Below are 25,390 nucleotides of genomic sequence, written 5' to 3'. Positions count from 1 at the left end.
AATCTTCTTATGTTATGGGGGCAGGATTAAAGAGAACCAGATCATTCTGAATATTCAATTTTTCAACGGCAGCCAGTTTCTTTCCACTGGCGACATCGATAATCAATTGAAGTAGTTCATAGCCGACTTCTTCTATAGAGGCTTCCCCATGGGCTATACGGCCTGCATCCAGATCTATCAGATCAAACCATCTTTCTGAAAGATCCTTTCTGGATGATATCTTGATAACAGGAGCAATAGGCAGACTATAAGGAGTCCCTCTTCCTGTTGTGAACAGCTGTAGGCTGATTCCGGATGCCAACTGACAGGTTCCACAGACAAAATCACTGGCAGGGGTTGCTGCAAAGACTAAGCCTTTTGTCTTCAACCTTTCACCGGGACCTATTACGTCTGAAATAAGATTCGATCCCGATTTGATTACAGATCCCATCGCCTTCTCTACTATGTTAACGAGTCCGCCTTTTTTATTTCCCGGAGTAGTGTTGGCACTGCGGTCGGCTCCACCCATATCGAGATAATGATCATACCAGTCCATCTCTTTTATAAGTTTGTTAAATACATCTTCATCAGTACAGCGAGAGGCAAGAACAGGAGTTGCATCTCTTACTTCTGTAACTTCCGAAAACACGGCCGTTCCTCCGGCTCGAACAATCAAATCAGCTGCAAATCCAACAACAGGGTTTGCTGTGAGGCCTGAAAATGCATCACTCCCACCGCATTGCATACCTATTACAAGGTCTGAAAGAGGACATGTCTCTCTCTTTCGTGTATTAAGTTTCTTTAGATGTTTACGGCCCAGTTCCATGGCTGCATCAACCATGGCCTGATATCCTTTCAGAGATTCATCCTGAAGTATCATGGACGAAACTGTGTTTGAGTATGTACTGTTCCGGTCTTTGTGAAATGATTCAAGATCTTTTATTTCAAGCTTTTCACATCCCAGGCCAACCATAAGAACTTCTCCTCCCAGATTGGGATTCAGAGATAGATTTTTAACTGTTCTGATAGGAATTACGGCGTCAGGTGCATTGATGGCGACTCCGCATCCATAGCTGTGATTCAGTGCTACAATATCATCTACATTGGGATAGTTCGGCAGCTCTTCTTCTTTGAGTAGACGAACCACATGGTTCACTACACCGGCGACACATTGGACGCTGGTGGTAATACCTAATACATTTCTGGTCCCTACGGAACCATCAGGATTTCTGAATCCTTCGAATGTATATCCCTTCAGGGGGACCACATCCTTTATTTCCTGTTTATTATATACAAGTTTATCAAGAGCTGGTGAACTGGGTATCTCTAATAAAGCTTCTTTAACCCAGCTGCCTGCAGGAATCAATTCTCTGGCGGTGGCTATTGTTACACCATACCTGATAATCTTTTCTCCTGCAGGAATATCACATAGAGAAATCTTGTGGCCCTGGGGGACAAACTCATTAAGAGTAATCCCTTCTGATTCAAGAACTTCTCCGGCATCCATACCGCTAGGGGAAACAACAACGGCAACATTGTCACTTTTGTTTATTTTTATTGCCTGTATCATTTTATTTTTTATCTGTTGCATTTTTAAGAATCTTTTTTTGTCTGCGATCAAGAACGATTGACCATACGATGGATGCAATTATCAGTAACCATAGAACCAGAGCTATATTGCTCTTCGTAAAAAAGATTGTAAATGTACCGAATGATTCAAGACTCTTAACAAAATAGATTTCAAGTTGACGTCCGAGGATGAAACCAATCAATAACGGAGGAATCTGCAATTTAAACTTTGTACCTATCCATGCCAGTATTCCGAAGATCAGCAGTGTCCAGACATCAAACATAACTCCATAATTTATAGCGTAAGCTCCAACCGCACACATCACAATAATGATGGGATAGAGAATATGTTTCGGGACGAAAACAACCTTGGCAAAATATTTGATTGCAAAAAACATCATCATGAACATGGCTATATTACTTATGACCAAAGATAAAAGCATGCTGTTCCAGGCATCAGGGTTCCCATTTATAAAGAGTGGACCAAGCTGTACTCCCTGAAGAGTAAATGCTCCTATCAGAACTGCTGTAGTACTGTCTCCCGGGATTCCAAGAGATACAAGGGGAATTAGTGCACCACCGGTCAGTCCATTATTAGCTGTCTCCGAGGCAATCAGTCCTTCCGGTTCTCCTGTCCCCAGTTTTTCAGGGTGTTTAGAAAAGTTCTTTGCCTGTGTATAGGAAAGAACAGATGCTGCGCTTCCTCCAACACCGGGAAGCAATCCTACAAATGTACCGATGAAAGATGACCGGATAACATTCACAATCTGATTTTTAAAAATAGATAGTTTGAACTTGGCCCCTTTTTGGAAATCGAGTTTCTGATGGGCTTCTGTTTTTATACCCTTTTCAGCTTCTGCAAAGATTGCCGTGAGAGCAAACATTCCTATCAATACGGGAAGAAGGGAAAAGCCGTTTCTCAGTATTGGTTTAAGTGCTTCCGGGATCAGTCTTGTATGATCATTTCCTCCGGAAGTTGATCCATAGGTTCCGATCAGGCTGAGGAATATTCCGATTGATCCGCTCAATAAACCGACTAACATACTTCCTTGAGATATGGAGGCAATAACTGTCAAGGCAAATACAATGATTAGGAATTTTTCAACATAAGAGAATCTGATTGCCAGATCTGCCAGCATGGGAGCAAATATTGCCAGTATCAGTGCAGATATTAATCCCCCGAAGAGAGAAGAGACTATTCCTATTTTTAATGCTTGTTCACCTTGCCCCTTTTTCGTCATAGGGTATCCATCAAAGGTTGTGGTAATAGAGGAAGGTGTACCGGGTATATTCAGAAGGATCGCCGGAATAAGACCACCGGAAATACCTCCTACATAGAGTCCTATTAACAGGGCTAGAGCCTGATGCAGATTCAGTGCATATGTTAATGGTAGAAATACTGCCAGTGCCATGGTTGCGGTCATGCCGGGGATGGCCCCGAAGATTATTCCACCAACTACTCCCAAAGTAGAAAGCAGAAAGGTCATAGGGGTTAATAATGTAAATATTTCCATATTGAAATCCTATTAATCAACGTTATGGTAATGTTATATAAAATAACTTGGCGAATAGTATCCAAGCGAACAGCGGTGTAATCACCGAGCTGAGCAGAATGGATGTTCTGTGAATTTTAAAATTCTCTTTTCCAACTAAAAGGAATGACATAATAAACATGAAGGGTATGGATGTAATTAAAAAACCCAGACCCTGATTAGGAAAAAATCGTCCGATAATATCCATAAAATAGAAGTAACATGCAACTGATACTATGGATCCGTAAAGTTTGAGTTTGTCGTAATTTTCTTCAAAAAACCTGAATCCTTTGATGGACTCTTTTAAATTTCCTGCACGTATTCTTTTTACCAGTTCTTTTACTCCGATAATAACCAGGAGTAGAATTATCACTCCAATAATTATCCTCGGAAAGAAAAGGTGGGATTTTTCAAAATCAATACTAATGGATAAAAAATCACTGTTTTCAAGCACAATGAACTCCTCAGTCATAAGGGAATCACCTGAAGATTTTCTCCAGGTGATTCCAATTTAATAATTTTTATTTCAGAGAACTGATAATCCCTTCATAATTCATCATTTTAGCTTTGAAATAAGCTGTGGATTCAGCTGATGTTTTATAGTTGGGAATAAAGAATGCTTTCTTCTGATTCTTCTGTATTTCTCCGGCATCAAATATTTTTGTCAGAGCAGCATCATAGTATTCTACAAGAGAAGAATCCATCTCTTTATTATAGAGTACGAAAAACTCTTTATCAAAAGTGAAACTGTTGGCAAGTGATACATTAGGTTCAACGAACCTCAGAAGATCGTCTCTGCTGGTATCTCCATAACCTTCAGGATTGGCCTGCTGAATTGTTACATTACGCGCAGTCATCCATAGAAACTTCATAGCTTTGATGTCATCTGAAGGCAGGTTGGTATACTGCTCATTCGCCTGGATAGAACCATTAATAATATCTGCCTGACCATCAAAGAGAAGCTGGTTTTTATCGGACTGAGATCCGGTGTTTACGGCTACCATATTCTCTTCCATTCCAGGGTATTCGATGGCAACAGCATTTTTCATCGCTGTATATCCAATTTCGGAAACACCACCGGGTTGGATGGCAACACGGACTTTTGTTCCAGTTCCGGCTGCATCTATTGCATCCTGAAGTGTATTATAGGGGGAGTTGGCTGGTGCAAGATAAGCATTGCCGGGATTAATTGCTACAGAAGGACCTACAATATAGTTTTCAAAAGGATTGGAGTATCCTTCTTTACCATAAAGGTATCCAAGGTAGGCCTGATCATGAAAGATCATGATTGTATGTCCTGAAGAATCTCTGTTCAGGGCATCATATGCAGCATTTACACCAGTGGCATCAACTTTAACATTCATATCCAGTTCTTCAGCTAGATACTCAGCCACTATGGCAGAGTTCGCATAGGTGTCTCCACCTGTGGAAGAAGAACCGATAACAATTCTCAGATTCCCTTTCAACAGCTTTCCATCTTCTCCCTGACCTTCAGCAAAAATAAAACCAGTCATAGACAGCAGACAAATAAGAATAATTAGTCCCTTTTTCATAGTAATCTCCTATTGTTTATTTTCAACAGAGCTGAAATCAGCCCCGCTTTATACAGATAATCTTAACGAACCATACAGGGCTTTTTGTTGTTAAATTCCCAGTCGGGAATCAGATACTGCATTCCAACAGAATCATCTCTTGCCCCGAGATTCTCTTTTTTATACAGCTCATGAGCTTTCATGATCTGATCCATATCAATTTCCACTCCCAATCCCGGTTTCTTCGGAACGGCAATCTGTCCATCTTTAATTTTTAAAGGGCTTTTAGTCAGACGTTCTATTCCTTCCTGCCAGATCCAGTGTGTATCAATTGCTGTTACTTTACCCGGAACCGCCGCTGCAACATGCGTAAACATGGCAAGGGAAATATCAAAGTGATTATTGGAGTGAGACCCCCAGGTAAGTCCGAAGGCATCACACATCTGTCCGACCCGGACAGATCCGGACATTGTCCAGAAGTGAGGGTCCGCCAGAGGGATATCTACACTATTCAGTGCCATGGAATGCTGCATCTGACGCCAGTCTGTGGCAATCATGTTGGTTGCAGTAGGCAGGCCGGTGGCTTTTCTGAATTCCGACATGATTTCCCGACCGGACAGTCCGTTTTCAGCCCCGCAGGGATCTTCACAATAACTTAGAATCCCGTGCATATCACTGCAAAGATTAACTGCCTCATCCAGGCTCCAGGCTCCATTCGGGTCCAATGTGATTCTGGCTTCGGGAAATCTGTTTTTGAGAGCCTTTATGGCTTCTATCTCTTCTTTCCCATCCAGTACTCCGCCTTTCAACTTGAAGTCTTTGAATCCATAGAGTTCACTTGATGCTTCCGCCAATTTAACTACGGTTTCCGGGGTAAGAGCTTCCTCATGACGAATCCTGTACCAGTCATTATCAGTCTCTTTTTCTCTGGCATAAGGTAAATCTGTTTTGTCAGGATCTCCTACATAAAATAAGTATCCTAGAACTTCTACAGACTCTCTCTGCATGCCGTCTCCCAGTAGTGAAGCTACAGGGACATTCAGATATTTACCAAGTAGGTCAAGGAAACAGGATTCAATTGCAGTCACAACATGAATCGTTGTACGTAGATCAAAAGTCTGAAGTCCCCGCCCACCGGTATCTCGGTCCATAAAGGATGTATGAACTTTATTCAGAACATCCTTATAGCTGCCCAGTGATGATCCGATAACCATGGATTTGGCATCTTCCAGAGTCTTGCGGATTTTTTCTCCTCCCGGTACTTCACCGATTCCGGTTTCTCCACCATCCGTAGTGAGGATCACAATATTACGGGTGAAGTAGGGGCTATGAGCTCCGCTTAGATTTAGAAGCATGCAGTCTCTTCCGGCTACCGGAAAGACTTTCATATCTGTAATTACAGGTGTAGTACTCATTCAATTTTCCCTAAGCTTACGCTTCCCTTGTCACTTGAACATTTGCCAATTTTTCGTAGAATTTAACCATGCTTGAATGGTCTTCCACGCCGCATCCATCCTGCTTGATAGCCTGCATGATTTCCATTGCCTGGGCTGCCAGAGGGAGAGGGACTCCTACTGATCTTGATGTATCCAGAGCATTTGCAAGGTCTTTGATATGTAAATCAATCCGGAATCCGGGATCGAAAGTTCGGTCCATCATCATGGGGGCTTTTGCATCCATTACAGTACTTCCTGCTAATCCACCGCGGATTGCCTGAAATACAAGATCGGGGCTGACACCGGCTTTCTTAGCCAGAACCAGAGCTTCTGATACAGCTGCGATATTTAGTGCTACGACAATCTGATTACAGAGTTTTGTTGTGTTTCCGGCACCGATTTTACCAACATATACGACAGATCCGGCCATTGGTTCAATGATCTCTTTGTTCGCATCAAAAACTTCTTTTTTACCACCGACCATTACTGCAACTGTCCCATCAACGGCTTTTGGTTCTCCACCTGAAACGGGGGCATCCAGCATTTCCATTCCCTTCTTGCCAAGAGCTTCAGCCACTTCCTGGCTGGCAAGGGGTGCAATGGAACTCATATCAATCAGGACTTTACCTTTTGCAGCAGAGTCTATCAGTCCATTTTCTCCCAGTACTACTGTTTTAACATGGGGTGAATTGGGAAGCATTGTAATGATCACATCCGTTCTGGAACCAACTTCTGCAGGTGTAGATGCAGACTCTGCTCCGGCGCTGATAAGTTCATCAACTGCTGCTTTGTTCATATCAAGCACAACCAGCTCGTGGCCTGCTTTCAGCAGATTTTTGGCCATGGGTTTTCCCATGATTCCAAGTCCTATAAATCCTAATTTCATAGTTTTACCTTCCTATAGAATATAATTTTCTCTGTTTTGACATTTTTTTAGTTCAGAAGTTCAATCTGTTTAAGAATCCCTTCTGCTTTCTTGATTGTCTCATCATCAACATATGAAACTGGTCTGATCGGGTTGCCGGCATTTACACCGAGAATATTCAACATTACTTTCATCATTACAGGAAATGTTCCAAGCCCATAAGCATCTCTTAGCGGCATTAGGGCTTTCTGGGCATTTAAGGCTCCCAGATGATCTCCCTTTGAATAACAGTCATATATCTCCACAACCAGGCGGGGAGCTACATTGGCAGTTCCAGCAACACTGCCGGCACCACCATGGCAGAGAGTCGCATAAATGTAGTAATCAATTCCGCCAAATACTGCAAAATCATTTCTTTCCGCTGTAGCTTCGATATATTTCATGGTCATACTGAAATCCATGGATGTGTTTTTTACACCACAGATATTTTCAATATCAATAAGTCTTTCCAGCAGCTTGGGGCTGATGATGTTATTTGTCTTTCCCGGATTGTTGTAAAGAATAATGGGAAGTTCACAACTTTTAGCGATAGCTGCAAAATGGTCAAATAATTCCTGATCGGTGGGTTGTATAAACATTGGTGTCAGAACCGTCAGAGCATCTGCGCCTGCGGATTCCGCCATCTTGGCTAATTTAATACACTCACGTGTCGTAATTGCTGAGGCACCGGCATATACAGGAATCTTACGGTTTACTTCTTCAACAGTGACTTGAACAGCTTTTTTCTGATTCTCAAAATCAAGACCGTAAAACTCTCCGTTGCTGCCATTTACAAAGATTCCGTGAACACCGCCATCCATCACATACTGAATAACCTGCTTCAATCCTTCAGTATCTACGTTTTCGTGACTATCCACAGGGGTTACGATGGGAGGAACTATACCGTTAAATGTTAAATTGTATTTCAATTTAATCGTTCTCCTGTTCTATATTTTATTAACTGAATAGAAACATAAGATTCCAGGGGATATCCCGGCCCTTTAAGATTCTATCAGCAAGCTATAATCATTTAATCATTTATCCGGGCATGTCGAAATGTTTGGAAGGTATTAAAAAAATGAAGATTTTTGTGCAGTCTGCACAAAGCTCCGGCATTTAAAGTGTTTGGCATATAAGTAGAGCCGATTGCTGCTAAAAATGGATCAACTTAAAAAATAGCATCATATAAACAGGCAGAATAAATAGATAAGAACCATAGGATACCAGAAGAGCCAATGCCGTTGCCTCTTCATTTTTCCCGGCTTTTTTAGTCATCACCGAAAAATTTGCCGCAACAGGGATTGTTGTCTCAATAAATAATACAAGTAAAACAGAAGGAGCTAAAGCTTGGACAGCCGGTAGATATTTTAGTAGAAGAAGAAATGCTGCTGGTAAAATACCGTAACGGATCAGCATAGGGGTGAAAGCAAATCTTATATCTGCCCCAGACAATGATCTCTTTAATTCTAATTCGCCAACCATTGCTCCCAGAACAATCAGTATCAATGGTGAAGTTATTGAGCCCAGAGTCTTCAACCCTCCATGGATGTAGTGGAAAGGGAGGGTATAATCAGCTATCAACGGTCCGGATCCCGACAGACTGAGCAGAACTCCGCATAAAATTCCAATTACTGGAGGAGTTATAAACTGTTTAATACGAATTCTACCTGTCGCTCCTGTTACCAGATAATTCCCTATACTCCACAATAAAGGACTGTATATTAAAATGAATGATCCGATATAAAGGGAGGGTTGAGGGATATTGAAGAACTCTCCAAATCCACTCATATTTGCATTGAATATGTCGAATAGTGCTAAAGGAATATAACCTGCATTGCTGAAAGTACAGAGAGCCATATAAACCTTTCTAGATTTTTTAGGAATTCTGAATATGCGTGCAAGCAGTAAGCTTAACAGGAATGAAATCCCGATAATGAGTAATGCGTATAAAGGAAATAGTGCACCTGAGGCAAGATCAGCTCTATCAATGGATGACATGCGGGTTAAAAACATTGCCGGCAATGTAATATTTATAAGGAGTTTACTTATGGATGCAAATACATTTTTATCCCATTTCGCAAATTTTCTCAGGATAAATCCAATTCCGGCAAGAATGAGAATTTGAAGTAGAGAATAGAGTACTGGTAGAAAAAAATGAGACATTATGCACTTCCCTTAATGGACAAAGATGAGAAATAGAAACTATTTCTATATATCTTTACCCTGTTGAGAAGTGATTACAATGTTCAATAAACATAAAATTATCTGGTTTTATTGTATGGGAATAACAGAATAGCGGCTACTTTCTATAAAAATGTACATCATTAAAGAATCCTGATGATTCAATATCAATACTTATCAAGATAATGTGACAGTTCATTCAAGAGTTCCCTATCTGATCCAATTACTAGGGGATCAATATTCAGAGTACTTTTTAGCTTATTGAGTCTGAATGTTATTGTATTGCGATGTACATGAAGATCCTTGCTGGTATTAACCAGATTATAATTATTTGCATCCAGAGCCTTAATAGTTTCTATCATCACAATCTTTTCATCTCCTTGAAAAAGGGAATGGAAAGCTGAAAAAATATCATTGTACAGTTTCATTGTTACTGAATTCCGTATGTAATCCTGGATGTGGTCAAGAAAAAATACTACTTTGTTATTCAGGGAGAGACGGGGATAAAGGGCAATCTGCTGTGCATGAATATAGGATGTCCTGTACATATCAATTCTGGTCTGCAGACTCCCTACATAGTACTTGAGATCATTTTCACCCAGTTCAACAGGAATCTTCTCTTCCAGATCCCAGATATAACTGAAAACCTGCTCTTTATAATCCCTGATACCTTCGTTTACATTATTATCCAGATTTCTCATAATGATAATATCATCGTTTCTGCCCTTGATAAAAATGCTTTTATGGTGAGTCTCATTTCCTGAAGCCAAGGCCCTTATCACCATGTCTCTATCAATTCTGAGGGAACAGCGCATGATAATCATGGTGATCAATTTGGAGCACTCTATTCCATATCTATCATAAAGACGGGTTGCTTCTTCAAAATTGTAATCCTCTTCAAAAAGGACATAATGTAAAAATTTCTCAGCGCTCCCCATAGCCCTCTGATTTTTTGACATCTGGATTTCATAGGCAAGCATTGTTTCCATTGATGTTTTGACAAAACCGGCAAAGCTTTTAACATTTTCCGGATCTCCTGATACACAAATAACACCGATATGCTTTTCTTTGAAATCTATAAACATATTTATACCGGGTTTTGTTCCGATAAAACGGTCTTTATTTGTCACAACTCCAGAATCCATTTTTCCAGATAATAGACCATGTGCCACTTCATGAAAGTCCCCAACCCGGGAGTTATCTTTACTGGCAATAATAATCCCTTCATGATTCATAATATTTACGTTGTAGGGGAGATTTTTTAGTGTCTTTTGAATAAATTGTTGAGCGAATTCAGGAGTGAGGATGGCCATTAATACCCCTTAGGTCAATTTTCTAGAAAGTATCACGTAGCCTTATGAGTGTCAAACATTGAGAGGGCTGAAAGTTTGATCTAAACATTGTTCTGTATTTATTGACATATAGAATGAATGTCTTGTTGCATTTTATATTATGATAGCTGTTAATTGAATAGTTAAAGAATACTAAGGATAATTAGATATGAAAAAGATAAGAATTGCTCTCATGCTTTTACTTGTATTATCAGCCGTACTTGTTTCATCCTGTTCCAAAGAGGAAGATAAATCACTGGTTGTAGCCATGGAACTTCAGTTCCCACCCTTTGAAATGGCAGATGCTGATGGCACTCCCACTGGAATCAGTGTTGAGATGGCCTACGCTCTCGGTGAGTACCTGGATCGTCCGGTAAAAATTGAAAACACATCCTGGACCGGTCTGATCCCCTCAATACAGTCTGGAAAGGCCGATCTTATTATCTCTTCCATGAGTGTTACAGAGGAAAGAGCAAAAGTTGTGGATTTTTCCATTCCCTATGCTGCCTCCGGACTGACTCTGCTTATCAATAAGGATTCAAAAGTATCCGGATATAGTGACCTTGCTAAGGAGGGTATTGTTATAGCCGTAAAATCAGGAAATATCGGAGCCCTCTGGGCTCAGGAAAACGTTCCTCAGGAAAATATCAGGATCTTTGATGAAGTTGCAGCCTGTGCTCTGGAAGTTTCCCAGGGTAAGGTGGATGCCTTTATCTATGATGCTCTGACAACCTTTGAACTGCAGAAAAAATTTCCAGAAACAACAGTTGTTAATCTGGAAAATATTCCTGGAACAAGCGGTGGCTGGGGAGTCGCCATGAAAAAAGGCAGCAGTCTGAAGCCCGAAATTGATGCTTTTATCCTTGAATACCGCAATAAAGGCGGTTTTGAGAATCTAGAGAAAAAATACCTGACTGAGATGAAGCAGGTATTTGATGATGCTGGTGTGTCTTCCTTTTTTGACCTGATGAAATAGAGGTATTATAATGAACTTTCTTACTGAACGGGAGGGTGAGGATAACCGCTTTGCTCATTTCTTCAGCTGGCTCCTGATCGCCCTTCTCCTGGCAGGAGTTTTCTGGTTCGGCTTCAGCCGGCTGGGTTACCGTTTTGCCTGGGATACCATATATGACTACCGGATAAACTTCTTAAGAGGATATGGGATGACAGTTCTCATCTCTCTCTTTGCCCTTGTACTCAGTCTGGTACTTGGAATCCTCTTCGGTCTTGGACAGGGTAGCCGTCTGCTTCCCTTCCGTTATCTCTCCCTCTTTTATATTGAACTGGTGAGAGGAACCCCCCTGCTGGTGCAAATTCTGATCTTCTTTTATGTCATTGCCAATGCTGCGGGGATTCATAACCGCTTTGTTGTGGGAGTTTTGATTATGGCTCTTTTCTCGGGGGCATATATTGCAGAAATTATCCGCGGCGGTGTTCAGAGTATCGGAGAGAGTCAGAGGGAAACAGCCAGGTCTTTGGGATTTTCATCCTATCAGACATACCGCTTTGTGATTTTCCCTCAGGTAATTACCCGGATTCTGCCCTCTCTGGCAGGACAGCTGGCATCTCTGATAAAAGACTCGTCTCTCTTATCTGTTATTGCATTAAAAGAGTTCACAATGGCAGCCAGGGAGATGAATGCCAATACATTCTCAACCATGGAAGCCTATATTCCGTTGGCCATAGGTTACCTGCTTCTTACTCTGCCGATCTCCCGTCTGACCCGTATTCTGGAAAGGAAATTCAGCTATGAAACTTGAGCTTGATAATCTATATAAACACTATGGAGATCTGAAGGTTCTGGACGGAGTCTCCCTCTCTCTGGAAGATATTCACTCTCTGGTATTTATCGGTCCTTCAGGAGGAGGGAAGACAACTCTACTCCGCCTGATTGCAGGACTTGAGAAACCTGACGGTGGAAACATCCTCGTCAATGATCGTCCTATTGAGTTCGGCAGTGAAGACAGCCTGCGGGAGTACAGGAAGAAGATCGGTATGGTTTTTCAGGCCTATAATCTGTTTCCACATCTAACCGCCCTTGAGAATATTACACTTCCTCTGGTCAAGGTTCATGGCTATGAGGAGAGAACGGCTCAGGAAGAAGCTCTTATTCTTCTTGAACGTTTTCAGCTGGCAGATCAGGCTTTCAAGAAACCTGCTCAGCTTTCGGGCGGGCAGAAACAGCGGATTGCTATCTGCAGGGCTGTAGCCATCAGACCGGAATTCCTTCTGCTGGATGAACCGACTTCTGCACTTGATCCCGAGTATACATCCGAGGTCCTGGACCTGATCGGAGAACTCCGGGCTGAGGGTATGCGTCTTATTCTTGTTACCCATGAAATGGGATTTGCAAGGCAGGCGGCAGATTATCTTCTTTTTGTGGGTGACGGCGGATTGATCGGGCAGGGGACACCTGCCGAACTCTTTGATCAGAATGCTGATGAGAGGGTGAGCCGCTTTTTTAATAAAGTACTGAAATATAACTGATCTGGAAAGGTGAACTTATGGCAGGTACAAAAGAATGTGATGATAATCGGTGAAACTGGAGGCTGAACCTCTCTTCTCAGTCTTTAAAGATTTCATGGGGCGGAAGCCAGCTGTCTATGTTCTTTACTATTCTGGGTACCATGGCAAAGCCTTTTATGCTCAGCCCCTCAATGGCTCCCAGTTCTTTTTTAAGAAAGTGATCCATAGATTCAAAGTCCTGAAAGCGGCCCTCTATAGAGAGTTCATTAGATGACTGACCCACTGCCAGGTAACATATTGGATCCATTTCAGTCAGTTCTTTCAGGATTTCGTCTTCATATCCGTCTTCACAGGCCAGGAATATATCCACCGAAATTCCGTACCCGAAAACCTTCGGTTCTACGATTCCTTTAAGCCGGACCGCTCCCAGTTCCAGAAGTCTGTTCAGTCTCTTGCGGATATTTCTCTGATTGGCACCTGATCTCTTCTCCATATCTGCAGCAGACATACGGGCATCTTCATTAAGAAGAGTTATTATTTCATAATCCAGCTGATCAAAAGGCAGTGGAATTGAACTGTTATTCATTTACTTTTTTCTCCATAAGCGAAACTGATACTGTGAACACAAGGTTCACTAGGGGCGCGATCATGGTATATAGATACCATTTTTCCGGATACATGACTGTTTCCATAGACCAGCCCTCCAGAAAACCACATAAAATGACCCGTACCAATATACCGGAAATGACTCCTGCAAAAAACCCTTTTTCAGTAGTTCTTTTCCAATATATTGCCAGTGTAAGGGGAACGAATAATCCCGCCAGCAGACTGTCAAATCCGAAGTTCATCAAAAGATAGGCATGGGGATAGGATATTCCTATAATTGTAGTAACAACAGCAAAAATAACAACTACAAGCCGGCTGTATAAAAGTTCTTTCTTAGGATCTACTGTTTTTTTCTGGAAAAAAGGAAGAATATTCCGGGTAAAGAGAGTCGATAGAGCAAGGAGTGCTCCGTCGGCACTGGACATAACCGCAGCCAGGATTGCCGATACAAAAATGACTGCCAGGGGGAGGGGAAAGAGTTGTTGAATCATCACAGGCATAATCAGTTCACTGTCACCTCCCAGCATTTCAAGAGTAAGGGTTCCTTTCGCTACCAGAGCTGCTCCTATTAATCCTAAAAGTACTACCAGAGAACCGAAGAACCAGTATATAAACCCTGCTGTGATACTGGCCCATTTTACATCCCTGTCAGTGGCTCCTGCCTGAGCAACCTGGTTGATATCCGGGCTGGCTATAGATCCCAGACCGATTGTCATCCAACCGGCAATCCACGGGAGCCATCGTCCCATGGTGCTGAAGTCCGGATTAAATGAGGGAATAAAGGAGATCATCTCTCCGGGAAGATTTGCTTTTATTTCTGAAAATCCTCCCACTGCATTAAGGCCGACAGGAACGGCAATTATTATCCCTGCCAGAACAATAATCATCTGTACCATATCAGTCAGGGCAACAGACCAGAGGCCCCCTGCAATTGTGTAGAGGACTACAAGGATTACTCCAAGCCAGATTGAAAGGTTATATGACCAGCCCAGAATAGAATTAAAGACCTTCCCGAATACAACGATCTGAGCGGCTACAAAAAAGACCCAGCCGAAAATCATAACAAGAGTTGATAAAAGCCCTGCTTTTTTTCCGAATCTTGCTTCGAAGAAATCCGCCAGGGTAACTCCTTTTAGTTTTCTTAGAGTGTTAAAATAGAAAAGTCCTGCCAGAATAAGACAAAGACCCGCACCGTATGGATCAGGAATAACACCCCAGGCTGCATCGGTACTCCAGAATCCGTATTCGAAAGCCACACCTGTTGTTCCGATGACTGTTCCGCCTCCGAACCATAATCCGGCAAAGGTGAAAGAGAGGAGCCAGTAGGGGAGGGATCGTCCGGCTACAGCAAAATCCTCTCCGGTTTTTACCTTTTTTGACGCGTAGATACTGACAGCCACAAGAAGCAATATATAGAATCCTATTCCAAAGAGATACCAGTTCATCAATTGGTCCTTTTTTTATTCAATATATTAGCATATTAACATAAAAAGGCGATTTGTCCAGCTTTTATGCACTTTAAAGTTCCGAAACGGAATAATTAGTGTATTAATAAACATTTTGCTTGACGTAATAGTCGTTCCGGGCGTACACTTCGTTCGAATCAATAAAGTTTTATTTAATTCGGGAGGATTGATATTTATGAAATTACCTAGCTCAAGTGCTACTGATCTTAATAAAAAAGACCTTACCCATATGATCTCCATGCAGGATTTTTCCAAGAAAGAAATGGATGACATGATGGAACTCATGGATATGCTGAAACAGGCCAGACATGACAATGCTGTTCCTCAGCTTTTTAAAGGCAAATCAGTTGCTATGATTTTTGAAGCAGGTTCAACAAGAACAAGAGTTTCATTTGAAACAGCGGCTACTATTCTGGGAGGACATGCACTGTTTCTCTCCCCTAAAGATATTCACCTCGGTGGAAAAGAGTCCATTGACGATACAGCCAGAGTTCTGTCAAGAATGTGCGATATGGTCATGGCCAGAACCAATGAACCCGAAACAATCGATGCACTGGCAAAAATGTCCACTGTACCCGTAATCAACGGTCTTGATACAAGATATCATCCCACACAGATGCTGGCGGACTTCTACACAATCAAAGAACATATGCCCACAGGAAAAACACTCTCAGACCTGACACTGGCCTTTATGGGTGATGCAACTGACGTATGCCGTTCTCTACTCCTTACATGTACAAAATACGGGATGAAATTCAAACAGATCGGTCCGGTAAAATATCAGATGGAGCAGGAATGGCTCGATCAGGCAGATAAAAACTGTGCTATCAGCGGCGGTTCTTATGAAATCACATCAGATACATCCAAAGTCTCCGAATGCGATATCATCTATGGTGACAGCTTTTACTGGACAACACAGTACGATGAAAAAGATGAAAGACTGGCCGCATTTATGCCCGATTATGTCATCACCGAAGAATTGATGTCTAAAGCAAAACCAGGTGCAATGCTCCTTCACTGTCTTCCTGCCAATGACAAGGAAGAAGTTACAAGGGAAGCTCTTGAAGGCGAATATTCAGTTGCCTTTGATGAAGCTGAGAACAGACTGACCGCACAGATGGCTATTCTGGTTTACTTCACACGTAAATATGTAAAAGAACCCGATGCGGCAACTGTGAAAAAGCACGAAGATAAAATCAATAGTTTTCTTAAAACTCTATAAGGATAAATGAGATGTCAAAGAGAATAGATTCAACACCGAAAAAAGATGGTTATAGAATGCCCGCAGAGTTTGAGCCCCATGATAAAACATGGATGCTCTGGCCCGAAAGAACTGATAACTGGAGAAACGGGGCAAAACCTGCACAGAAAGCATTTGTTGAAGTGGCAAAGGCTATTTCCCAGTTTGAACCTGTAGTTGTAGGTGTAAGTGCAGGGCAGTACCAGAACGCTCTGGAAATGCTGCCTGAAGCCGTTAAAGTTGTCGAGATGAGCAATGATGATTCATGGATCAGAGACTGCGGTCCCACATTTGTTGTTAATGACAGTGGTGATCTGCGGGGAGTTGACTGGGAATTCAATGCCTGGGGTGGACTGGTTGACGGTCTCTATTTCCCCTGGGACAAAGATGATCAGGTAGCCCGTAAGGTCTGTGAAATGGAGGGTGTTGATTCCTACCGTACAGAAGGTTTCGTACTGGAAGGCGGTTCTATCCATGTGGATGGTGAAGGTACATGTTTTGTTACCGAGGCCTGTCTGCTCAGTGAAGGCAGAAATCCTCACATGACCAAAGAAGAAATTACACAGAACTTAAAAGACTACCTGAATGTTGAAAAGGTTATCTGGCTGGAAGAGGGTATTTATCTCGATGAAACCAATGAACATGTTGATAACATCATTCATGTAGTGGCACCTGCAACAATATGCCTGGCATGGACTGATGATGAGAATGACCCTCAGTATGCTATGAGCAAAAAAGCATTTGACCTTCTGTCAAATGAAACCGATGCCAAAGGACGTAAGTTCACTATTCATAAGCTTTATACCCCCTCTCCTTTTATAATTGTTACTAAAGAGGAATCTGAAGGTGTTGATTCAGTAGATGGAACTCTTCCCAGAGAAGAGGGAGACCGTCAGGCTGCTTCATATGCAAATTTCCTGATTGTCAACGGCGGAGTAATCCTGCCTGTATTTGGCAGAGCAGAAGATGAGAAAGCCAAAGCGGTCATTCAGAAGGCTCTGCCCGATCACAAAATAGTAACTGTTCCCGGACGAGAGATTGTTCTGGGTGGTGGAAATGTTCACTGTATCACTCAGCAGCAGCCTAAAAGGCTTGCTAAGTAATTTCATCTGAATCAGGCGGCAAGCTGCCTGATTCAGGTATTTTTATAAGGAGAAATATTTTGGAAGAGAATAAGAAGATGAATTTATTTCAAGTCATTGCATACCTGATCAGCGGTATCATCGTGCTTGATACATTTGCCGCTCCTGCAGAGATGGGACTTTCGGCCATTGGACTCTGGCTGATAGTCACAATATTTTTTATGATTCCCAATGGATTTATCAATGCGGAACTGGGTGCTGCCTACCCTGACGGTTTTGTATCCTGGGTAAAAGAATCCATGGGTAAACTGCATGCCACCATTGCCGGATGGTTCTACTGGGTCAATGTAGCCATGTGGCTGCCTGCTGTTTTTATAGTATTTACAATCTGGATAGCCTACGCTTTTAACCTCTTTGATACAGGTTACTGGAATAATACTGTCATGTTTGTTGTTGCCTTTGTTGCAAACTGGGCTTTGATCTTTACCGTGAGAAGAGGAATCGACCTGGGTGTCTTTCTGAGTACCCTTGGTACAATCATTAAAGTCGGTGTTCTCCTTATCTTCGGTACTCTGGGTATCGTTTATGTGGCTCAGAACGGAATTGAAGGAACCGGTCTCTCTGTAGGCTCATTCTTCCCAACTCTTGCTAATATTACAAGTATCGGCTTTGTTACTGCCATTGTATTCAACCTGCTGGGACTGGAACTGATTGCCGCCATTACCGATAAGGTAAGAGGAGGAGCCAAGGCTCTTCCCAAGGCCATTATTGTCGGTTCTATCATCATTGGTGCCCTCTATATTTTCGGTACCTATGGAGTACTTGCTGCTGCAACAGAAGCTGATCTCGCGGATGTCGGATTTATTACAGATGCTCTCCCCAACGGATTGTATATTCTTGTTGAAAATGTCGGTCTCCCTGTCTGGGTTTATACAGTACTGATGATTGGAGTTCTTTTTACTCTAATGTCCAATATGATTGCCTGGATTATCGGTGCTTCTGAAATCCTTGAAGATGTAACTTTCGCACAGGACTTCAAAGTGTTTAACGAACGTCATCCCAAATATGGAACTCTTTCCAAGTCATACATTCTGCTTGGAATCATCTCTTCCGTATTCCTGGTAATCGGATTCTTTATTCTGGATGCCATTAACGGAGAGGCTTTCTGGACGGTACTGGCCCTCAGTATGGTTATATTTATTTTCCCCTATATCTATCTTTCTCCAGCCATTATCAAGCTGAGAAAACGGGATGGTGTAGAAGGCAGAAGCTTTGTGATTCCCGGAGGTAATGTGGGTATGTGGATAGCCTCCATCTTAAACTTTGTATTTATTGCCCTCGCTATTGTCATGCTCTTTGTCGATCAGTCTCCTCTGTACTACTCAATAGTTATTCCGGGAACGATCATTACGGCGATTATTCCCTTTATTCTGCATAAGTTCAGTAAAGATAAATCGGCTACTGCATAGTCAGTAAATTTTTAGAACAAAAAATCGCTGCCTGGATCAGAATTGATTCAGGCAGTAAACAAGAAAGCAGGAGACTTATGAGTTTAGTAATAATCCTCTACCTGGCAGTCCTGGCAGTATTTACTTTGGGATATTTGTATAAGGGAGGTTGTCTCCTGAAGAATAAGAATGATGGTCTGAGTAATAAAAGAACTCGCTTCATTCTGAAAGCACAGGAAGATGACGAAGTTGACTATGTAAAATTCAGAAAACACAATGGCAGACTGTCAATTGTTATTGGTTTTTTATATCTCGCATTAATAGCAATTACATTTCTGTTTGCACCCAATGTTTTTGGAACACTGACAACCCGTGAGATACAGTTGATCAGAACTTGTATTATTGCCGTTTTAGTTCTCCATTTCTCAAGAGATATGTGGCTGGCAACTATTAGAGATAAGTTTGTAATAAGAAAAACAAATACAGAAATCACCAGATACGACATTAAGACTGCTGTTGCATTTGTGGTTTTATCAGTAACCCTCATCTACAGCATTTATATTCAAATCAGCTATGCATGGTAAGGCCCCTTGGTCTTTATTAAATAAGGAAACTCAAAATGGACAATAAAAAAATTGTTCTCGCACTTGGCGGGAATGCAATTATTAAAAAAGGTGACACTGGAGATTTCTACTCCCAGTGGGACAATACATATAAGAGCATGGAACCAGTGGTGGATATGATTGCCGAGGGATATGATTTTGTTATTACCCACGGAAACGGTCCTCAGGTCGGTGCCCTCATGCTTATGGTAGATAAGAGCCGGGATTCTGTACCCGAAACTCCCCTGGGTGTTGCAGATGCAATGACTGCGGGTTCCATGGGATACATGCTTGAGCAGAATATCCAGAATCTGATGATCAGAAAAGGGATCTGGAAAAATGTAGTAACGGTTCCCGTTCAGATGGTTGTTGATAAAAAAGATCCTTCACTTGCTAATCCTACAAAGCCTATCGGACCTTTCTATACAGAAGAAATTGCGAAGAAACTGGCTGAAGAAAATAACTGGATAGTCAAAGAAGATGCCGGCCGTGGATGGAGAAGATATGTTGCATCTCCCTATCCCCTGGATGTTATTGAAAAAGATGCGGTCCGTCTGCTTCACAATCAGGGTTATGTCGTTGTTACCTGCGGCGGCGGCGGAATCCCTGTGTATTATGAAGAGGATGGTACAATCGAGGGTGTAGACTGTGTAATTGATAAAGACCTTGCCAGTATGAAGCTCGCCCTGACTGTGGGAAGTAAAATTCTTGTTATCATTACAGGTGTACCTGCAGTAGCCATAAAGTGGGGAACTCCTGAAGAGAAGGTTCTCAGTGAGATGACTCTTGCAGAAGCCCGTTATTATATGAGTCAGGGGGAATTCCCCGCAGGTTCCATGGGGCCCAAGATCCAGGCTGCCATTGAATTTGTTCAGGCCGATTCTGAAAATAGGGTCATCATTACTGATGTGGAAAGTCTGAAAGATTCTCTTGCCGGTAAGGCCGGTACTGTAATCAAGGCATACTGAAAAAGATTATACAAGGAATAGATAATTGAGGCAGTTCCATTGGGGAGCTGCCTTTTTTTGTAATAAAACATTTATTTTTGTAATAAAACAGTGAATTAAGAGCTCATATTTAGACAGTTCTGTTAATATTTTTTAATAAATTAGTAAGTTTCTGTTGTCCTATTGACTCGTGTTAGTCGTTGGACTAAAATGCCGGTTGATAATAGCATCAATGAGAGGTGTACTCATGGAAATGAATCTTCATGCAGGACTGGATATTGGATCAACCACAGTAAAACTGATAATCATAAATAGAAATAGAGAAATTCTATACAGCCGCTATCTGCGTCATATGGCAAGTGTAAAGGAATGTGTAGCCGAACTTCTGGAAGAAGCATTCAGGCGGTTTCCCGAAAGCCATCTGACTATCTCTGCTGCAGGTTCTGCAGGAATATCAATCGCCCAATGGCTTGAGATACCCTTTGTTCAGGAAGTTATTGCCGGAACCAGGGCCATAGAGACTTTTATTCCAGAAACAGATGTAGCCATTGAACTTGGCGGTGAAGATGCCAAGGTCTCCTATTTCTCAGGAGTTGTAGATCAGAGAATGAACGGTATCTGTGCCGGAGGAACCGGAGCCTTTATCGATCAGATGGCTGTTCTTCTACAGACAGATGCTGCCGGCCTGAATGAGATGGCCCGTTCGGCAACAACCATTTATCCTATCGCCGCCCGCTGCGGTGTTTTTGCTAAAACAGATATTCAGCCCCTCCTTAACGAAGGGGGAGCCAAAGAAGATATTGCAGCCTCTATTTTTCAGGCCGTAGTTAATCAGACCATCGGAGGTCTTGCTCAGGGGAAACCGATCAGAGGGAATATTGCTTTTCTGGGTGGTCCTCTCTCCTTTCTGTCGGAATTGAGAAAGAGATTTATCATTACTCTGGATTTGAGGGATGAGAATATTATTTTCCCTGAAAACTCACAGTTCTTTGTGGCACTGGGAGCCGCTCTTGAATCGGTATCGAGCAAAGAAATCGACTTCAGAACGATTCACGAAAAGATACCCGGTCTTCTTGGAGCCAATGTGGTGGAAGTTAAAAGACTTCCTTCTCTTTTCAATGATGAGGAAGACCTTAAGTCCTTTAGAGAGCGCCATGCTAAGGCAAGAGTAAAAAGAAGGGATCTGGCTGATTTTTCAGGGTCGTGTTACCTGGGAATAGACGCGGGCTCCACAACTACTAAAGCAGCTCTTATAGACGGTGAGGGGGCTCTTCTCTACTCATCCTATGGAAGCAATGAAGGAAGTCCCCTTAAATCAACGGTTAAGATCCTTAAAGAACTCTATTCCATCCTTCCCTCTGAAGCTGTGATTGCAAAGACGACGGTTACAGGATACGGGGAGAAGCTCCTTCAGGCGGCACTGAAACTTGATATCGGTGAGATAGAAACTGTAGCCCATTTCAAGGCTGCCGATTTTTTCCTCCCCGGGGTAGATTTCATTCTTGATATCGGCGGCCAGGATATGAAATGTCTCAAGATCAAGGATGGGGTTATTGATGAAATCCTCCTTAATGAGGCCTGTTCTTCAGGTTGTGGATCTTTTATCGAGACCTTTGCTATTTCAATGGGATTTCCGGTAAAAGATTTTGCAGTAGAGGCTCTTCTGGCGGGACAGCCTGTAGATCTGGGTTCCCGGTGTACTGTCTTTATGAACTCCAGAGTTAAACAGGCTCAGAAAGAGGGTGTTTCAGTAGGAGATATCTCGGCAGGTCTTTCCTATTCTGTTATTAAAAATGCCATTACCAAGGTTATCAAGATCAAGAATCCCGATGATCTCGGAAAGAAGATCATCGTTCAGGGAGGAACCTTCTATAACGAAGCGGTTCTGAAAAGTTTTGAGTTGATTTCAGGACGGGAAGCCGTCAGACCTGATATCTCCGGAATCATGGGAGCCTTCGGGGCAGCCATTGTAGCAAAAGAGAGAAGTGATGAAGACTCAATCTCAACCATACTCAGTGCAGAAGAGGTCGACTCATTCCAGGTGGAGACAAGCCTGGAGAGATGTGGTTTCTGCGGTAATAACTGTCAGCTGACCCTGAGTACCTTCTCTGATGGAAGAGTCTTTACATCGGGGAACCGTTGTGAGAGGGGTGCTGGTATTCAGAAATCCGAGGAAGAGAAGCTTCCTAATCTCTATGACTATAAATATAAGAAAGTATTTGCATATAAACCCAGGAAGAAAGAGGATGCCGTCGCCACAGTGGGGATACCCCGGGCACTGAATATGTATGAGAATTATCCCTTCTGGTTTACCTTTCTGGACAGTCTGGGCTACAGGGTTATCTTCTCTAAACCTTCAAGCAAAGCCCTTTTTGATTCGGGTCTGGAGACCATTCCCGCAGAATCTGTATGCTATCCGGCAAAGCTGGTGCATGGTCATATAACGGATCTTATAAAGAAAAAAGTAGATCTGATCTTTTATCCCTCCATCCCCTATGAGAAGCAGGAGGATCCATCTGCAACCAATCATTATAACTGTCCCATAGTTGCTACTTATCCTGAGGTTATCAGGACCAATATGGATGGCCTCTCCTCTGAGGGGCCTGAGTTTCTGGCTCCTTTTTTGAGTCTCAATGATACGGATAAACTGGCAAAGAGACTTACTCAAATATTTGCTGAACGTGGTTTTTCACGTCAACAGATTTCAAAAGCCTTGAAGCTTGCTGTACAGGAGAGAGATAAAGTCAAACAGGACATTCAGAAGAAAGGGGAGGAGACTCTCGATTTTGCCAGACGAAATGGTATCAAATCAGTAGTCCTTGCCGGAAGACCCTATCATGTTGATCCTGAAATCAACATGGTATCCCCACTCTGATAAATGAAATGGGCATGGCGGTTCTCTCTGAAGATTCTGTTTCACACCTTGGAAATGTTGTCCGCCCCTTAAGAGTATTTGACCAGTGGGTCTATCATACCCGTTTGTATGCAGCAGCCCATTTTGTTGCTACTGACCCTCTCCTTGAGATGGTTCAGCTAAACTCATTCAGCTGCGGTATTGATGCCGTCACCACCGACCAGGTTCAGGAAATACTCCAGGGAGAGGGGAAAATATTTACTGTTCTGAAAATTGATGAAGGCAATCAGCTTGGAGCAGCCCGAATAAGACTCAGATCACTTAAGGCAGTTATGGATGAACGGGCCAGGAAATCCTCTGTATTGAAGAAAACATATAAGCCTGCAGAGAGGGTTCCTTTCACAAAAGAGATGAAGAAGAATTATACGATTCTGGCTCCTCAGATGTCACCCATTCACTTTCAGTTTATCGAAAAAGTTTTCAGGCTCAGTGATTATAATCTTCATATTCTACCGTCGGTAGATAAGGATGCTATCGATTATGGCCTGAAGTATGTAAATAATGATGCCTGCTATCCCACCTTAATTACAATCGGGCAGATTCTGGAAGCCATTGAGTCGGGTGATTATGATCCCCATAAGGTCGCAGTAATATTAAGTCAGACCGGAGGCGGATGCCGGGCAACCAACTATATTGCCTTCCTGAGGAAAGCACTGGCTGATGCGGGGATGTCCCATATTCCTGTAATATCTCTCAATGCTCTGGGAATGGAAAAAAACCCGGGATTCTCCCTGTCATATAAAATGATAAATCTCAGCATTCAGGCCCTTGTCTATGGGGATACCCTTATGAGGATACTTCTTAAAACACGCCCCTATGAAATGTTTCAGGGCAGTGCAGATAAGCTATACGATAAATGGGTGAAGATCTGCCTGGACTCCCTTGAGGGTGGCAGCAGAAGAATTTTTAACCGGAATATCAAAGGAATGATCCAGGAGTTTGACAGGCTTGAACTGTTTGATCTCAAGAAGCCCCGGGTCGGTCTTGTGGGAGAAATACTTGTGAAATTTCACCCCACTGCAAACAATCAGATCGTTGATGTTGTGGAAAGTGAGGGCGCCGAGGCTGTTGTTCCGGATCTTCTGGATTTCTTTCTCTACACATCCTATAACTCGAAATTCCGTTTTACTTCCCTTTCAGGCAGCCGTAAATCGATGGTAATAAACCGTATGGCGATCGCCTTTATTGAGTCCTACAGGAAAAAGATGCGGACCTGCCTTAATGAGAGCCAGCGTTTTGCGGCTCCCGCCTATATCCATGAACTGGCTGAGAAGGCCAGTTCCATTGTCTCTCTGGGAACCCAGATGGGGGAAGGATGGTTCCTGACTGCCGAGATGATAGAACTTATTGAAAGCGGGGCTGATAATGTAATCTGTATGCAGCCCTTTGCCTGTCTTCCTAATCAGGTAACCGGAAAAGGGATGATCAAGGCTCTTAAGGAGCAGCACCCCCAGGCCAATATTGTTGCCATCGATTACGATCCCGGGGCAAGTGAGGTCAACCAGCTCAACAGGATTAAATTGATGCTCTCTGTTGCCTTCAAGAAGATTGAATCTGAGGAAGGTATATTGGAAACTGCATCTGCGGCAGCTGGTGAAACTGAGGCTGAGGCTGTTCTGGTATGATGGTGTACGATGAAAAGATGGGAACAAAAGAGAAATTAATTTATGCAGCGGGAAGATGCCTCCTGGAGAAAGGGAGTCATGCGGCAAGTGTCAAAACTATTGCATCCATGGCCGGGGTGAACCATGGCCTGGTTCATCATTACTTCGGTTCCAAGGAAGGACTCTTTATCGCGCTGTTGAAAAAGTACTTCGAGCTTATTATCCCATCATCCGTTCATATTCATCCGTCCCGGGATGAGTTGATCAGTTATCTTGCAGAGACGGTGATTCTGAATTCAAGAATGATGATTGAACTCAGAGCCTTATCTTTTCATATGCCTGAACTGGACAGAGAGCTGATTCTCCTCACAAAAGAATTGAGGAGAAGGTTGATGAGCATACTTGGTATCAATTATGACAAAGCAATTCTTCTACAGGGGGCTGTCTCAGGTCTGGGATTCCAATCAAGCATTGACACATCTCTCGACGTTGAGAAGTACATTAGGATGATTGTGGATCTTGTTAATGATAATTAAGACAGAGTTCCGGTC

The 25,390-nt window shown here is 42.6% G+C and carries 20 protein-coding genes and 1 pseudogene; 10 read left to right on the top strand and 11 right to left on the bottom strand.

What is annotated here, in order from left to right; genetic code table 11:
* Positions 1-7: 7 nt before the first annotated feature.
* The 9 genes from garD to DV872_RS14165 all read right to left on the bottom strand — a co-directional run bounded on the left by garD (position 8) and on the right by DV872_RS14165 (position 10,446).
* Entirely contained in the window at positions 8-1,549 is a 1,542-nt protein-coding gene (garD, locus tag DV872_RS14205) for a galactarate dehydratase (protein ID WP_199563479.1), read from the bottom strand.
* Position 1,550: 1 nt separating this feature from the next.
* Complete coding sequence (locus DV872_RS14200; protein ID WP_114630611.1) at positions 1,551-3,062, bottom strand: tripartite tricarboxylate transporter permease; 1,512 nt, start codon at positions 3,060-3,062, stop codon at positions 1,551-1,553.
* A gap of 22 nt (positions 3,063-3,084) precedes the next feature.
* Positions 3,085-3,534, bottom strand: coding sequence for a tripartite tricarboxylate transporter TctB family protein (locus DV872_RS14195; RefSeq protein WP_158546979.1), 450 nt, complete (start codon positions 3,532-3,534; stop codon positions 3,085-3,087).
* A 67-nt stretch (positions 3,535-3,601) separates the two neighbouring features.
* Positions 3,602-4,633 (bottom strand): ABC transporter substrate-binding protein, encoded by a 1,032-nt coding sequence (locus DV872_RS14190; protein WP_114630609.1) that lies wholly within the window; start codon positions 4,631-4,633, stop codon positions 3,602-3,604.
* 62 nt (positions 4,634-4,695) lie between these two features.
* The gene (locus DV872_RS14185) at positions 4,696-6,027 is read right to left on the bottom strand and encodes an enolase C-terminal domain-like protein (RefSeq protein ID WP_114630608.1); all 1,332 of its coding nucleotides are present in this window, start codon (positions 6,025-6,027) and stop codon (positions 4,696-4,698) included.
* Between the two features lie 16 nt (positions 6,028-6,043).
* Positions 6,044-6,934: a 2-hydroxy-3-oxopropionate reductase gene (gene garR / locus DV872_RS14180; RefSeq protein WP_114630607.1), complete on the bottom strand. Its 891-nt coding sequence runs from the start codon at positions 6,932-6,934 to the stop codon at positions 6,044-6,046.
* Positions 6,935-6,981: 47 nt separating this feature from the next.
* Positions 6,982-7,881, bottom strand: coding sequence for a dihydrodipicolinate synthase family protein (locus DV872_RS14175; protein WP_114630606.1), 900 nt, complete (start codon positions 7,879-7,881; stop codon positions 6,982-6,984).
* Between the two features lie 223 nt (positions 7,882-8,104).
* Entirely contained in the window at positions 8,105-9,115 is a 1,011-nt protein-coding gene (locus tag DV872_RS27280; RefSeq protein ID WP_114630605.1) for an AEC family transporter, read from the bottom strand.
* Positions 9,116-9,300: 185 nt separating this feature from the next.
* Positions 9,301-10,446 carry a sugar diacid recognition domain-containing protein gene (locus DV872_RS14165; RefSeq protein ID WP_114630604.1) on the bottom strand — a complete coding sequence of 382 codons (1,146 nt, stop codon included), beginning with the start codon at positions 10,444-10,446 and terminating at the stop codon, positions 9,301-9,303.
* Between the two features lie 187 nt (positions 10,447-10,633).
* Between DV872_RS14165 and DV872_RS14160 the strand changes: the two genes are divergently transcribed.
* From DV872_RS14160 to DV872_RS14150, 3 genes are read left to right on the top strand one after another with little or no spacing between them, the layout of a single operon-like run.
* Positions 10,634-11,440 carry a transporter substrate-binding domain-containing protein gene (locus DV872_RS14160; protein WP_114630603.1) on the top strand — a complete coding sequence of 269 codons (807 nt, stop codon included), beginning with the start codon at positions 10,634-10,636 and terminating at the stop codon, positions 11,438-11,440.
* Positions 11,441-11,450: 10 nt separating this feature from the next.
* The gene (locus tag DV872_RS14155) at positions 11,451-12,224 is read left to right on the top strand and encodes an amino acid ABC transporter permease (RefSeq protein WP_114630602.1); all 774 of its coding nucleotides are present in this window, start codon (positions 11,451-11,453) and stop codon (positions 12,222-12,224) included.
* Positions 12,214-12,951: an amino acid ABC transporter ATP-binding protein gene (locus tag DV872_RS14150; RefSeq protein WP_114630601.1), complete on the top strand. Its 738-nt coding sequence runs from the start codon at positions 12,214-12,216 to the stop codon at positions 12,949-12,951. The genes DV872_RS14155 and DV872_RS14150 overlap by 11 nt, the downstream gene beginning before the upstream one ends.
* A gap of 76 nt (positions 12,952-13,027) precedes the next feature.
* Here the strand turns inward: DV872_RS14150 and DV872_RS14145 are convergent, their stop codons facing one another.
* Positions 13,028-13,516, bottom strand: coding sequence for an Lrp/AsnC family transcriptional regulator (locus DV872_RS14145; protein ID WP_114630600.1), 489 nt, complete (start codon positions 13,514-13,516; stop codon positions 13,028-13,030).
* Positions 13,509-14,981, bottom strand: a complete 1,473-nt coding sequence (locus DV872_RS14140) for a sodium:solute symporter family protein (RefSeq protein WP_114630599.1) — start codon at positions 14,979-14,981, stop codon at positions 13,509-13,511. Before DV872_RS14140 ends, DV872_RS14145 begins: the two co-directional genes overlap by 8 nt.
* 196 nt (positions 14,982-15,177) lie before the next feature.
* Here DV872_RS14140 and argF point away from each other — a divergent pair, with 196 nt between their 5' ends.
* From argF to DV872_RS14105, 7 genes and pseudogenes are all read left to right on the top strand, one after another.
* Positions 15,178-16,224, top strand: coding sequence for an ornithine carbamoyltransferase (gene argF, locus DV872_RS14135; protein ID WP_114630598.1), 1,047 nt, complete (start codon positions 15,178-15,180; stop codon positions 16,222-16,224).
* A gap of 11 nt (positions 16,225-16,235) precedes the next feature.
* A complete protein-coding gene (gene aguA, locus DV872_RS14130) occupies positions 16,236-17,345 on the top strand; it encodes an agmatine deiminase (protein ID WP_114630597.1) in 1,110 nt (369 codons plus the stop codon).
* 59 nt (positions 17,346-17,404) lie between these two features.
* Entirely contained in the window at positions 17,405-18,793 is a 1,389-nt protein-coding gene (locus DV872_RS14125) for an APC family permease (RefSeq protein WP_114630596.1), read from the top strand.
* A 77-nt stretch (positions 18,794-18,870) separates the two neighbouring features.
* Positions 18,871-19,356: a hypothetical protein gene (locus DV872_RS14120; protein WP_114630595.1), complete on the top strand. Its 486-nt coding sequence runs from the start codon at positions 18,871-18,873 to the stop codon at positions 19,354-19,356.
* A 35-nt stretch (positions 19,357-19,391) separates the two neighbouring features.
* On the top strand, positions 19,392-20,342 hold the full coding sequence (arcC, locus tag DV872_RS14115) for a carbamate kinase (protein WP_114630594.1): 951 nt from the start codon (positions 19,392-19,394) through the stop codon (positions 20,340-20,342).
* A 211-nt stretch (positions 20,343-20,553) separates the two neighbouring features.
* A pseudogene (locus DV872_RS14110) lies at positions 20,554-24,860 on the top strand (acyl-CoA dehydratase activase-related protein).
* Complete coding sequence (locus DV872_RS14105; protein ID WP_233516427.1) at positions 24,860-25,375, top strand: TetR/AcrR family transcriptional regulator; 516 nt, start codon at positions 24,860-24,862, stop codon at positions 25,373-25,375. The pseudogene DV872_RS14110 and the gene DV872_RS14105 overlap by 1 nt, the downstream one beginning before the upstream one ends.
* Positions 25,376-25,390 lie beyond the last annotated feature (15 nt).

The sequence above is a fragment of the Oceanispirochaeta sp. M1 genome, assembly GCF_003346715.1.
Classification (GTDB): Bacteria; Spirochaetota; Spirochaetia; order DSM-2461; family DSM-2461; genus Oceanispirochaeta.
Note: the sequence above shows the minus strand (reverse complement) of the source record. Positions and strands in the feature narration are given on the sequence as shown.